Annotated in this window: 16 protein-coding genes; 12 read left to right on the top strand and 4 right to left on the bottom strand. The window is 33.6% G+C overall.

Annotated elements, in window-relative coordinates:
* Positions 1-8 precede the first annotated feature (8 nt).
* Positions 9-461 (bottom strand): DUF2383 domain-containing protein, encoded by a 453-nt coding sequence (locus tag FEZ18_RS03815; protein ID WP_153267093.1) that lies wholly within the window; start codon positions 459-461, stop codon positions 9-11.
* Positions 462-696: 235 nt separating this feature from the next.
* On the opposite strand from FEZ18_RS03815, the gene FEZ18_RS03820 reads away from it, so the two are divergent.
* From FEZ18_RS03820 to FEZ18_RS03830, 3 genes are all read left to right on the top strand, one after another.
* The gene (locus FEZ18_RS03820) at positions 697-1,413 is read left to right on the top strand and encodes a tRNA1(Val) (adenine(37)-N6)-methyltransferase (protein ID WP_153267094.1); all 717 of its coding nucleotides are present in this window, start codon (positions 697-699) and stop codon (positions 1,411-1,413) included.
* 120 nt (positions 1,414-1,533) lie between these two features.
* Complete coding sequence (locus FEZ18_RS03825; protein ID WP_153267095.1) at positions 1,534-2,712, top strand: acyl-CoA dehydrogenase family protein; 1,179 nt, start codon at positions 1,534-1,536, stop codon at positions 2,710-2,712.
* A gap of 111 nt (positions 2,713-2,823) precedes the next feature.
* Positions 2,824-3,732 carry a metallophosphoesterase family protein gene (locus FEZ18_RS03830; protein WP_153267096.1) on the top strand — a complete coding sequence of 303 codons (909 nt, stop codon included), beginning with the start codon at positions 2,824-2,826 and terminating at the stop codon, positions 3,730-3,732.
* A 12-nt stretch (positions 3,733-3,744) separates the two neighbouring features.
* Here FEZ18_RS03830 and FEZ18_RS03835 read toward each other — a convergent pair whose 3' ends face one another.
* A complete protein-coding gene (locus FEZ18_RS03835) occupies positions 3,745-4,293 on the bottom strand; it encodes a CvpA family protein (protein WP_410505133.1) in 549 nt (182 codons plus the stop codon).
* A 558-nt stretch (positions 4,294-4,851) separates the two neighbouring features.
* On the opposite strand from FEZ18_RS03835, the gene FEZ18_RS03840 reads away from it, so the two are divergent.
* From FEZ18_RS03840 to FEZ18_RS03870, 7 genes are all read left to right on the top strand, one after another.
* Positions 4,852-5,208, top strand: a complete 357-nt coding sequence (locus FEZ18_RS03840) for a hypothetical protein (RefSeq protein WP_153267097.1) — start codon at positions 4,852-4,854, stop codon at positions 5,206-5,208.
* Positions 5,209-5,342: 134 nt separating this feature from the next.
* The gene (gene pheS, locus FEZ18_RS03845) at positions 5,343-6,362 is read left to right on the top strand and encodes a phenylalanine--tRNA ligase subunit alpha (RefSeq protein ID WP_153267098.1); all 1,020 of its coding nucleotides are present in this window, start codon (positions 5,343-5,345) and stop codon (positions 6,360-6,362) included.
* A 47-nt stretch (positions 6,363-6,409) separates the two neighbouring features.
* Entirely contained in the window at positions 6,410-7,006 is a 597-nt protein-coding gene (locus FEZ18_RS03850) for an SHOCT domain-containing protein (RefSeq protein ID WP_153267099.1), read from the top strand.
* Positions 7,007-7,451: 445 nt separating this feature from the next.
* Positions 7,452-7,673 (top strand): hypothetical protein, encoded by a 222-nt coding sequence (locus FEZ18_RS03855; protein ID WP_153267100.1) that lies wholly within the window; start codon positions 7,452-7,454, stop codon positions 7,671-7,673.
* A 1-nt stretch (position 7,674) separates the two neighbouring features.
* Positions 7,675-7,977, top strand: a complete 303-nt coding sequence (locus tag FEZ18_RS03860; RefSeq protein WP_153267101.1) for a type II toxin-antitoxin system RelE/ParE family toxin — start codon at positions 7,675-7,677, stop codon at positions 7,975-7,977.
* 312 nt (positions 7,978-8,289) lie between these two features.
* The gene (locus FEZ18_RS03865) at positions 8,290-8,859 is read left to right on the top strand and encodes a pentapeptide repeat-containing protein (RefSeq protein WP_153267102.1); all 570 of its coding nucleotides are present in this window, start codon (positions 8,290-8,292) and stop codon (positions 8,857-8,859) included.
* 131 nt (positions 8,860-8,990) lie between these two features.
* Entirely contained in the window at positions 8,991-9,386 is a 396-nt protein-coding gene (locus FEZ18_RS03870) for a hypothetical protein (protein ID WP_153267103.1), read from the top strand.
* 354 nt (positions 9,387-9,740) lie between these two features.
* On the opposite strand, the gene FEZ18_RS03875 is transcribed toward FEZ18_RS03870, so the two are convergent.
* Both FEZ18_RS03875 and FEZ18_RS03880 read right to left on the bottom strand, forming a co-directional pair.
* The gene (locus FEZ18_RS03875) at positions 9,741-10,730 is read right to left on the bottom strand and encodes a sensor histidine kinase (RefSeq protein WP_228122840.1); all 990 of its coding nucleotides are present in this window, start codon (positions 10,728-10,730) and stop codon (positions 9,741-9,743) included.
* Between the two features lie 61 nt (positions 10,731-10,791).
* Positions 10,792-11,472 carry a response regulator transcription factor gene (locus FEZ18_RS03880; protein ID WP_153269038.1) on the bottom strand — a complete coding sequence of 227 codons (681 nt, stop codon included), beginning with the start codon at positions 11,470-11,472 and terminating at the stop codon, positions 10,792-10,794.
* 203 nt (positions 11,473-11,675) lie between these two features.
* Between FEZ18_RS03880 and FEZ18_RS03885 the strand changes: the two genes are divergently transcribed.
* Positions 11,676-12,017: a T9SS type A sorting domain-containing protein gene (locus tag FEZ18_RS03885; protein WP_153267105.1), complete on the top strand. Its 342-nt coding sequence runs from the start codon at positions 11,676-11,678 to the stop codon at positions 12,015-12,017.
* Between the two features lie 193 nt (positions 12,018-12,210).
* Complete coding sequence (locus FEZ18_RS03890; RefSeq protein WP_153267106.1) at positions 12,211-13,191, top strand: acyl transferase; 981 nt, start codon at positions 12,211-12,213, stop codon at positions 13,189-13,191.
* Positions 13,192-13,267 lie beyond the last annotated feature (76 nt).

Consider the following 13,267-nt stretch of genomic DNA (forward strand, 5'->3'; position numbering starts at 1 on the left):
AATTTATTTCAGGCTACCAATGATTTTTCTCGTTCTAAAAGAGTTAAATTATCTTGTATTTGATCACGTTGTCTAATTAACAATTTACAAAGTGATAAAGGCAAACCGTGCTCCAACAATAAGTCATTATAAACATTTATAGTTAAGTACTTTATTTCACGTATCTCTCTTAACAAATCGACCTCATACTGAAAGAGAAGGGCGTTTTTAATATTCATCTTAATTTTTGAAAAATTGATAAAATTATTTTTAGAATACTCGCTATTTTTATCTAGTTTTTCAATTTCAGATTGTAATAATTTACCAAATTCATAGCGTTCAAAACTACGCTCTCTAAAATAGGTCTTTAAATCATCTCTATAAACGTATTCCAGTCCTTCTAAATATGTGGTTTCTATTTCATGATTCATAATCAACAAATCATTCAATTTTTTTAAAATTTTCGGGTTCTTCAATCTCATATCTGCAAGTTTTATTTATTACAACGCTTCCAATTCAATGTAAAATCTAAGTGTATTCAAATTAACGAACACACCAATCATCAAATTCAATCATTAAACCAAAGTTTATAATATTATATACGAGCCACCTCCCGTTATTAGACACCTAACACGTAATTTTAACATAATTTAGCATATTTTATACCTTTTAAGCACATTATTTTATACTATTGCTCCATATTTAAAACCTCATAATATGTCTAATAAACCCTTTCGTTTTAAACAATTCTCGGTACATCAAGGTCGATGTGGCATGAAAATTGGCACCGATGGTGTATTACTTGGTGCCTGGGCGTCTCTAGACAGCAACCCCTTGTCTATTTTAGATATTGGCGCTGGTACAGGAATTATTTCGCTCATGCTTGCACAACGAAGCGATGTGCAACTTATAGACGCTATTGAAATTGACTCCGAAGCCTACGAACAATGTGTAGATAATTTTGAGCAATCGCCTTGGGGAGACCGTTTGTTTTGCTACCATGCTTCACTTGAAGTGTTTACAGAAGAGATAGAAGATAAATACGACCTGATAATTTCTAACCCTCCTTTTTATGTTGAAGATTACAAATCGGAGAACAATCAGCGTGATTTAGCGAGATCTTCGACTGCACTACCCTTTAGTGTGCTTATCGAAAGTGTTTCAAAATTACTTTCAGAGAACGGAGCTTTTAATGTTATTATTCCTTTTAAAGAGGAAAGTAATTTTATTGATTTAGCTTCAAAAGTAAATCTTTTTCCAACCGATATTTTACATGTAAAAGGCAATCCTTCAACCGAGATTAAGCGTAGTTTAATCGCTTTTTCTTTCCGCGAAAGCGACACAGTCACCGAAACGCTCATTATTGAAACCGAAAGACATCGATACACCGAAAAATACATTAATCTTACTAAAGATTTTTACTTAAAAATGTAATTCGTTTGATTTGGATTTGTAAATTTGATAGATTTAAAATGATTATTCTCAATAAAAGCAACACATCATTAATTTCTTATTTTTTTTGACTGTTGTTTTAGACTTTAAAAACAAGACTAAATGAAGCCAGATTTATTTGAAGCTCCAGATTATTACAACCTAGACGAGTTATTAACCGAAGAGCACAAATTAGTGCGCGATGCCGCTAGAGAGTGGGTAAAACGCGACGTGTCTCCAATAATTGAAGATTATGCTCAAAAAGCAGAATTCCCCGCTCAGATAATTAACGGCTTAGCAGAAATTGGTGCTTTTGGGCCTTATATTCCAGAAGAATATGGTGGTGCGGGATTAGACCAAATTTCTTATGGCCTAATTATGCAAGAAATAGAACGTGGCGATTCTGGCGTGCGCAGCACTGCATCGGTACAATCGTCTTTAGTCATGTATCCCATCTTTAAATATGGCAACGAAGCACAGCGCAAAAAATACTTACCCAAATTAGCAAGTGGCGAATGGATAGGCTCTTTTGGTTTAACAGAACCTGACCACGGCAGTAACCCTAGCGGAATGACCACAAATTTTAAGGATATGGGTGACCATTATCTGCTTAACGGTGCTAAAATGTGGATTAGCAATGCGCCTTTTTGCCATATTGCCATAGTTTGGGCAAAAGATGAAAGCGGACGCATTCACGGCCTTATAGTCGAGCGTGGTATGGAAGGATTTTCTACTCCAGAGACACATAATAAATGGTCGCTAAGAGCAAGTGCTACTGGCGAATTAATTTTTGATAATGTTAAAGTGCCAAAAGAAAACTTATTGCCAAACAAATCTGGTTTAGGTGCGCCGCTTGGCTGTTTAGATTCGGCGCGTTATGGTATTGCTTGGGGGGCTATTGGTGCCGCCATGGATTGTTACGACACGGCTTTACGCTACAGTAAAGAACGCATACAGTTTGGAAAACCTATTGGGCAATATCAATTACAACAAAAAAAATTGGCCGAAATGATTACCGAAATTACCAAGGCTCAGTTATTAGCATGGAGACTCGGTGTAATGCGCGACAAAGGGACGGCAACCTCTGCACAAATATCTATGGCCAAACGCAACAATGTAGAAATGGCAATTAATATCGCTAGAGAAGCGAGGCAGATTTTAGGTGGTATGGGCATTACTGGAGAGTATTCTATCATGCGCCATGCTATGAATTTAGAAAGCGTAATAACTTACGAGGGCACTCACGATATTCATTTATTAATTACAGGTCTAGATATTACAGGACTTAATGCGTTTAAATAGTAATTAAGCCATATTTGGCAGCACATCTTTAACTCATTATTTTTTTTAAAACGCAAATGCTTCTTTTTATTAGGAAGCATTTTTTTATTGAAAATTAGTTACTTTTACTTTATGTTTTCATCAACAAAAAGATTAGATAAAGCCTATAAAAATGCGAAAACCATTAATTTTAATGATGATAGCAAGTTTATTTTATTTAGTGATTGCCACCGAGGCGACAATAGTTTTGCTGATGATTTTGCCAACAATAGAAACATCTATTTTCATGCTTTAAAGCACTATTATACAGAAGGCTTTGCATATTGTGAGATTGGAGACGGCGATGAGCTCTGGGAAAACCTATCGTTTAGCAGCATTTTTAATGCACATAAAAATGTGTATTTGCTCATGAAATCATTTCACAAAGCTAATAAATTACACATGATTTGGGGCAACCACGACATGGTGTACAGAAACCCAAATTATGTAAAAAAACATTTATCAACCTATTTCGATCCCAAAACTGGTCAAGATGTTGAGCTGTTTAAAAATCTTGAATATCACGAAGGGCTTATTTTAAAACACAACGCAACACAACAAGAGCTGTTCTTAACCCACGGCCATCAAGCCGATTGGTGGAATTATTTGTTCTGGAAATGGAGCCGGTTTTTAGTGCGAATTCTTTGGAAACCTTTAAACGTCATGGGTATTGCAGATCCTACAAGCCCGGCAAAAAATTATACCGAACTTATAAAAGTAGAACACCGTATTAAGAAATGGATCATTAAAAATAATAATCTTATTACCATTACTGGCCATACGCACAGGCCTCGTTTTCCCGAACCTGACAACATCTCTTTTTTTAATGATGGTAGCTGTGTACACCCTCGAAGTATCACAGGGATTGAAATTGAAAATGGCAAAATAGCCTTAATAAAATGGCAAATAGCCACTAAAGAAGATGGCACACTGCAAATTGTGAGAATACTGCTTGAAGGGCCAAAAAAATTGAGTGATTATAAAACAGATTCTTTCATCTAAACAAAAACAGGTCTATACCTCTGTTTCTGGACTTATATAATCTGCCTTAAGCTCAAGTATATTAGGAAATATCATAGGCACCAAATCTTTTACAGGCTTATAAAGTACCGTATCGTTAATATCATCTTCTTCAACAAACGTAATCGTACTGTTTAGCCTGTCGAAAATATTTAAAACAATACTTAAAATGAGTATAATTTTCACGGCTCCAAAAACACCTCCTAAAAACTTATTAACAATACCCAAGGCAGCAAAATCGGCTAATTTGGTAAGTGCTTTACCTGCAAGCGCAATAGCTAAAACAATCACAATAAAGGTTATGGCAAAGGCGGTAATCGTTATGGTTTTTTCGTCCCAAGACACTTTAGTCTTTAAAAAATCGGATGCAAAATTGCTAAAATGTATCGCTCCATAAACCCCAGCAACCAGAGCAATAAGTGAGGCCACCTCAACAAAAAGGCCTTTTAAAAAACCCCGAATTAGACCGAATAAAATTAAAGTCCCTAAAACAATATCTATAACGCCCATACTGCTATTTTTTGTAAATATATAATTTTTCATCGTTATAAATTGCTACCTCGTAGTATTAAAGAAAAGATAAACGACCGCTGCGCTTTTAGAATCAAGAAGAAATACTTGGGTTCAAAATAAATAATAAGCATTATAAATTCTTTTCTATGCTATTAGAAGCAATACTTTCTAAATTACACAAAAGGAATGCTGCACACGTTTCAAAAAAAAATAGAAAGCACTAAACCCATTTCATTAAATAATTATATTTTAATTATTAATGTCCGGTAAAAGACATAAGACCGCTTCGCTTTTAGATATTAGAACAAAGACTAGATTCTAACTAATTGATTGGCAGAAGTGAATTGAATAATAAAACATCTCATCGCACTCTTTATAATTGTTTTGTATAAACAAGGTATCATTTTAAAAGACGCGTCAAGTTCTTTATTTAAAAAAGATTAACGATTACAAAACGTTTTTAGTCGGACACTAATGTATTTTAATAGAATATTAGCGTTAAAGAATAAAGAATTTATAGAACAGAAGTCCAAAATAACAACGCCATTCATTAACTTTGACCTTTCAATTTTAAACTGGAATTTTAAAATGTCAAGAGACGAACAATTAAAAGCGCGCTGGAATTTGGTGGTCACAAAACTATCTAAGCAATTTGCCGATGGAGAAATCTTAGATCTAGACGCTATAATTTACCTCATAGGCGTGCAAGAACTTGGGCAATTAAGCCGCAGCTTTAAAAAAGACCAAAAACTCGATTTAATGCATATTGCCATTTGTAAATTGCTTACACCTTACGGCTATTACGAGCTGGATTTCGTAGACGATGAGGGTTGGCCACATTACAAAACTTTAGAAACTTTACCGCACCTTAAAGCCGGTGAGCAGAGTGTTTTAATGAAAGAGGCCATTGTAAATTACTTTGTAGAAACCCAGTATATTGATTAGTAATTTTTGGGCGTTACCACAAGGGTCGGGCTTTCGGCAGTCGCTCTCTGCGAGGAGCTCCAACAAATACCTCAATCCCTAACGCACTTTAGGTAAAAAATAGTAGATTTGCATTCATTTTTTTAAATGTAGTTATGATAGATAAAGTAAAACAACTTATTGCCGAGGCCGAAGCTTTTCAAGCGCAATCGAAAGAAGAAGTAGAAGCATTCCGCATAAAATATTTAGGTAAAAAAGGATTACTAAACGGCTTTTTTGCCGAATTTAAAAATGTTGCCAACGACCAAAAAAAGGAATTTGGTCAAATTATCAATCAGCTTAAAAAAACAGCCGAAGATAAAGTAACCGCTTTAAAAGAAGAGCTAGAAAGCAAAGACGAGGTAAAAGGCGTTTTTGGTGATTTATCACGCCCAGGAACACCTGTTCAAATTGGTGCGCGCCACCCTATTTCTATTGTAAAAAATCAAATTATAGAGATATTCTCGAATATTGGTTTTAATGTGAGCGAAGGTCCAGAAATTGAGGACGACTGGCATAACTTTACCGCATTAAACCTTCCAGAATACCACCCTGCACGCGATATGCAGGATACTTTTTTTATTCAAACCAATCCAGATATTTTACTGCGTACCCACACCAGTTCTGTGCAAGTACGTTATATGGAAAACAACAAACCGCCTATTCGCACCATATCGCCAGGTCGCGTGTATAGAAATGAAGCGATTTCGGCACGCTCGCATTGTTTTTTCCATCAAGTAGAAGGTTTATACATCGATAAAGATGTAAGTTTTGCCGACTTAAAACATACCCTACAATACTTCACCACTCAATTGTTTGGGAAAAGCAAAATACGGTTGCGTCCGTCGTACTTCCCGTTTACAGAACCTAGCGCAGAAATAGATGTGTATTGGGGTTTAGAAACCGAAACCGATTATAAAATTACAAAAGGCACAGGTTGGTTAGAAATAGCTGGTTGCGGTATGGTAGATCCCAACGTTTTAACCAATTGTGGCATCGATGCCGAAACCTATTCTGGTTTTGCTTTTGGCGTGGGTATAGACCGTATTGCTATGCTATTACACCAAATTGACGATATTAGATTGCTAAGTGAAAACGATGTGCGTTTTCTGGAACAGTTTAAATCGGCTTTGTAGAGATGTTAAGTGTATAACTCTAAAGCTTTAATAAAATTTAAAATAAAATGAAGATAAGTTCAAGGAAACATTGGTATTCTTACACATCAAGTTTGTTTTTAATTATATTAATTGGCATACCGATAATTGTTTTTTATTTCATATCAACAGACTGGTTCGATATTAACCCATTGCTTAGAAATGGAATTTTGATTTTTGGTATATGGATATTATTTAAGGCTACAAGAAGAATAATTCTTAATTCGAGAATACAATGGTTATTTGATGACCAAGTTTTAACGGTAAAATCTGGTTTGCTTCCGTGGAAAAAAACTCTATTCGAAATGGATATTTCCCAAATTTATGAGATTTATTATACCAATAGCTTCATGGGAACTTTACTAGGTTTTGGAGGATTATGTGTTCGAAGAACTGATGGGGTTACATCGAAAATAATTGAACGATCTATGACAAACCATAAACGTATAACTTCGGCTGTAAATAACTCTTTAAGCATTCATAAAAAAAGTGGAATCCAAAAGCCTGAACAAATAAATTCAAAAGAATCTTTACCTGACGAATTAAGGAAGTTAGCCGATTTGAATAAAGACGGTGTCATTTCTGATGAAGAATTCGAAAAACTTAAAAATAAATTAATCAACTAATTATTAAGCAATACCTCTAAATTATTTTTTGATCTAGATTAAATTCAAAAAAAAGTTTTTGGGTGCAATAAAGCAAATATTAGTTTTCTCCTGTATTGTTCATAAATCAATCATTAGTAAAATCCTTCGAAATACCTCAAATCATCAAAACAGGCATTAAATCATTATTTGTATATCTTTGATAAAAGCAAATACATGGATTTACAAACACAAAAACTAGAACTTACTAAAGCGTTTTTTAGATTAGCCAGAATAAGCTCGAATTGATCATTTTAAAACAATATTGGTTGTAAAACGCCTAAAGAAATGACAGAAAACAAACAAAAATTTGTAGCTTAGTAACATCTAAAAACCAAAACTTTTTGTTTCGTTAGCACATAGAATCCAAATTGCCCATTGAAATTTGCGTTTAAAATCATTATTTTTGATAATAAATAAAAATGTTATGAATATTCAGGCAGATAAAATAGAATTGGCTAAAATGATTTTGGATACCGAAAACCCGAAAATTATTGAATCCATTAAAAAAATCTTCAAGAAATCGAAAACTGCCGACTTTTGGGACGATTTATCTATGGAACACCGTACAGAAATTGAAAAGGCTTCTCGTGAAATAGAAAACGGAGAAGTAACAGATTACGAATCTTTTATGCAAAAACACCGGTAGATTGAGCAGAAAAGTGGTTATTTCAAGAACAGTAGAAAAGAAATTAGAAAAACTTTTTGAGCACTTAATCAAAGAATGGTCTGTTAAGGTAAAAAATGATTTTGTTACAAAATTAGATTCAACGATAGAAATAATTAAAAACCAGCCTGAAATATTTCCTGAATCCAAAAAAGGAAAAGGTTTAAGAAGATGTGTCATTACAAAGCAAACAACTTTATATTATCGCTACAGTACCAAGCAAATTAATATTGTTACTGTATTTGATACAAGACAAAATCCGAATAAACTAGATAAAGAAATATAAAAACGAAGACTCTACAAAGGTTTTAAGCAAATGTTCGTCATTGCTACTTGTCAGATTATTGTAGAATCTCCAACATTTAAATCACTAATATAGCCAAACACCAACCCGCATAACCAAATACAAACCAAATCTTTAAAACCTATTACACACTCGAAACTCTCCATTAAATAACTAAATTTTATATTACTATCTAAGATTCTATAAATGTACGATTAATAGAATCTAGCGTATTAAAAAACAAAATAGACACATAAAATTTTAATTATTTTGTGATGATAAAACGAACATAAATAAAGCACATTAACCCATCCAATGAAACCCCAAACCCACTACGACGAATTCTTTAACAAAATAAGTTTCGCTGAAAAAGAAATGCAAAACACAGAATTTGATAGTTGCTCGTTTACAAATTGTGATTTCTCAAACGGCTCATTTCTTTCAAGTTTATTTACAAATTGTGTGTTTACAGATTGTAACCTCTCGATGACCAAGTTTAACGACTGTCAATTGGAAAACATCAGCTTTAAAAATTGTAAACTATTAGGTGTGAATTTTAGCTCTTGTAACGACTTTTTGTTTGCTTTAAAATTTGATGCTTGCATTTTAGATTGCTGTGCCTTTATTGGAAAAAAAATGCATAAAACACCTTTTATGAATTCGTCTATTAAAGAAGTGGACTTTTCGAACTGTGACTTATCAAATTCCAGCTTTAAAAATTCAGATTTATCACAAACTACTTTTAATAATACCAATCTTAGGGGTGTCGACTTTCGAACCGCTAAAAATTACAGTATTAACCCTGAAATTAATTCCATAGCTAAAGCTAAATTCTCCCTTGAAGACGTTGCAGGATTATTACCTTATAATATTGAAATTGAATAAATACAGACGCCAATAAAGTATTTCAATTATTAGTATTTTTGCACTTTACATGCGCGTGTATGGGTTTGCAAGGTGTGCTCTTACGTGTTGTAGACTTAAATAAAAACCAGAGCTTTTCAAATCAGAAAACAATGAAAAAAGATATTCAAATCCCTATTGTAAAAGACGTTTATGTGGCCATTGTAAACGAATATAACGACATTTATAAAACCCAAGACTGGAACGCCTATATTATTAACGATAAGAATGTTGATTTAGACATGGTACTTATTGTAACCAGTGGGTATTCTGAAGATAAAACCACCTCTGTTTTTAGAAAAAAACTGGACGTACTGCCTAAAAAAAGTTATGCTAAAATTGAACTTATGCAAGAAGATTTATTTGCTTTAAACAACAGCTTTAAAGTCTCTTTTTTTGAGGGCAACACCATGTTTGATAAAACTTATTTGTTTAGAAAAAATACGATTAACCTTAAAGCTTTACAGCCCATACCTTTAATGAAGGTTCAAGGGGTTTTGGTGAAATAACAAACCACGGCAAAAAGTGCGTTAGGGATTGCAGTGAAAATCCTTTTTGTAAGGCACGAGCAAAAAGATTGTAGCGTAAAGCCCGACTTTTTGTTTTTCTCAAAAAGTAACGCCAAAATAAAGCACACCTAAGCGTATTAGATGGTTTACACCTAATACCCATATCATGTCGCATATAATTCGTTTGTTTTGCGTCCGTATTTGGGTATAACATAAAATCACTACTTTGGCTATACTTTAATGTTAGCTCAGGCCCATATTATAGTAAAATAACGAGTTTGTGAATCTGCGATTTCTATCTCTTCTAAAAAAAAAATAGTTGAAATTAACCATACGACATTTCAAAAATTGGTTTTATATGGCCTTCTCTAGGGTAAAGGAGAACTCACTACCTACACCAAATTCACTCTCAATATAAATTTTTTCACCGTGTGCCTCGATAATATGCTTCACAATAGATAGGCCTAAGCCGGAACCACCCACCTTGCGATTACCAGTTTTATCGACTCTAAAAAACCGTTCGAATAGGCGCGGTATGTGTTTTTTTTCTATGCCTTCTCCGTTATCGGTAACACGAACAATAACTTTGTGTGGAGTTAAGTTTTCGATACTCACCTCGGTAGTGCCTTTGTCTTTACCATATTTTATGGAGTTTACAATAAGGTTTGTTAACACTTGTTGTATACGCTCTTTATCTGCCCTTACTAAAATGGGTTGGTTGTAATCTCTGTAAAAAGTTAAAGTAATGTTTTTTTTGAGGGCTCGCATTTCAAACATTTCGAAAACGGTATTCACGAGTTCTACAATATCAAACTCTTCGATATTTAAACTTAAATTCCCGGCTTCCAGCTTTGTAATCATATCTAACTCCTTGGCGATATAGCTAAGTCTTTCAACCCCCTTATTGGCACGTTCTAAATACTTTTTTCTGATGTTTTTATCGTCTATAGCCCCATCCAGAAGCGTTAATATGTAACCTTGAATTGTGAATAATGGTGTTTTTAATTCGTGTGAGACGTTTCCTAAAAACTCCTTACGGTATCTTTCGCGATCTTTAAGCGTCTCTATTTCTAATTTTTTATCGCGGGCATATTTATCTATTTCTTTGGTAAGGGCCCTCATATCGGTAGTAATCGACACTTTATTTATACTTGCAGATTCTAGAAGCGTTAAATCGTCATAGATTTTTTTTACGCGCTTGTAAATAAATTTTTCGGTTCTCATTTGAATAAGAACAAAGGAGAACAAATAACAAATTAAGGTAAATACCAGAATAAAGCTCCAATTAAGAGAGTAAAAAACGTATAAGAAAACAGAGAGTAAGGCACCAATAAAAAGTGCCATATATAAAGATGTTATAATTGCAAATCGAGACGACTTTTTTAAATTCACCATATTACAATAATTATCGCACAAACTTATAGCCTACACCCTTAACGGTTTTAAAGCTATGGTCGCCTATCTTTTCACGCAGTTTACGAATATGAACATCTATGGTTCTGCCCCCTACGACCACCTCATGCCCCCAAACCTTATCTAATATGTCGTCGCGTTTAAACACTTTCCCAGGGTTTGAGCTCAATAAACAAAGGAGCTCGAACTCCTTACGAGGTAAAGGAATTTCCTCTCCTTTTAAGGTAATTTTGTAGGCTTCTTTATTAATAATTAAATCTCCTATTTTAACCGTGCTATTTTTAGTATCGTGATTAAATCTGCGTAAAAGGGCATTCACTTTGCTAACCAAAACTTTAGGTTTTATAGGTTTTGTAATATAATCGTCGGCTCCAGCCTCAAAACCTGCCACCTGAGAGTAGTCTTCGCCTCTTGCTGTTAAAAAGGTAATAATAGTCTCTTTTAAATCTGGATTTTCGCGAATTATTTCGCAGGCTTCAATACCATCCATTTCGGGCATCATAACATCCATTATAATTAAATGAGGTCGTTCTTTCTTAGCTTTTTTAACCGCTTTAGCGCCGTTATTAGCCGTAATAATTTGGTAACCTTCTTGCGATAAATTATAACCCACGATCTCTAAAATATCGGGCTCATCATCAACTAATAAAATCTTTATATCCTTTTTATGCATTGTAAAACAAGAGCTTATATCAATAACTGGAGTAAATATATGATTAATCCCATAATTTTGATAATTATATATCACAAATAGCTTTAAAGTAACACCTCGTTTATATAAGAAGCGAAATTTAATTGGAAATTTTAAATTTTAACATTATATTGGTATGGCGTTTGTTTGCTTTTGCTTAGCTTTATTTGCTTTAAATTCATACTATGAAAAAAAATTACGTTTTCATCTTATTTGTTGTTTTCATAAGTTTCGCTGCTCAAAAGGGATTTGCGCAAAACAAGTATCCTAATGCGTCTGAAAAACAAAAAATTGAAGGGCTTTCCATTTATCCCAATCCAGCTAGTAACGGGCATCAATACATTTATATTTCTTCAAAAAAGAAATTAAACAAAAATGTAAAAGTTTACAACGCCCTAGGGAGACAAATATTGTCCCGTATGCTAGTCGATAAAGCTTTAGATATCTCAGACTTAAACACTGGCATTTATATTTTAAAAATAAGTGAAAATAATATTACGGAAACACGAAAACTAGTAATAAAATAGCTCTATTTCCTTAAGGTATTGAAATTTTAGAATTTAAATTCGCTAAAAACCAATCTCAATGTCTTAAAATGAAAGCGTCATATATTATAAAAGCGTTGCTAACGATCAACGCTTTTTTTATTTTGTATATTTTTGCATTTAATCTCCCAACAGTATATTTGATTACAAATTTAAGCGTATTGAAAATTAGTACATGATAGATAGTAATACCATTTTTAATATTAAAAATAAGTCTGAATTTGAAGACACTGCTTTACAAGTTTTCGACTACCAATTTAGGAACAATCGTGTTTATAGATCGTTTTGTGACTTAATTTACAAACACCCCAGTGATATTAAGGTTTTAGAAGACATCCCTTTTTTACCCATACAGTTTTTCAAATCGCATCGCATCGTAAGTTCCACAGACCCCATTATTACTACCTTTACAAGTTCTGGAACCACGGGATCTGTATCCAGTAAACACCATGTTACCAACTTAAGAATTTACGAGCAAAGTTTTACTCAAGGTTTTACACAATTTTATGGACATATTGAAGACTATGTTATTTTAGCATTACTACCCTCCTATTTAGAACGCGAAGGTTCGTCTTTAATTTACATGGTTAATTCCATGATTTCTAAGTCTAAACACCCCGAAAGCGGTTTTTATCTCAATAATGTATCTGAATTAAAAGACACGCTAATCAAACTTGATACCCAAAAACGCAAGGTCTTATTAATTGGTGTCTCTTTTGCCTTATTAGACTTGATTGAAACGTATCAGTTTAAACTTAACAACACCATTATAATGGAAACAGGTGGTATGAAAGGTAGACGAAAGGAATTAATTCGAGCAGATCTACATAAAAAATTAAAAGCGGGTTTTGGTGTTAAAACCATACATAGTGAATATGGTATGACCGAACTTTTAAGTCAGGCATACTCCAAAGGAGACGGTATTTTTAGCTGCCCTAATTGGATGCGGGTTTTAATACGAGATCCCGAAGATGCTTTCACCATTCTGCCTCAAGGAAAAACAGGAGGTCTCAACATTATTGATTTGGCCAATATTAATTCCTGTGCCTTTATTGCTACACAAGATTTAGGCAAAACGCACGATAACGGGAGTTTTGAAGTTATTGGGCGGTTTGATAGCTCGGATATTAGAGGATGTAATTTAATGGTTTTATAACTTCTTTGTAATCTTTTACAATTGATTACGACTAAAACAGGTACTAAGTAAATAATTGATTAGTTTAGTTTTTAGT

It is taken from the genome of Oceanihabitans sp. IOP_32, assembly GCF_009498295.1.
Taxonomy (GTDB): Bacteria; Bacteroidota; Bacteroidia; order Flavobacteriales; family Flavobacteriaceae; genus Wocania; species Wocania indica.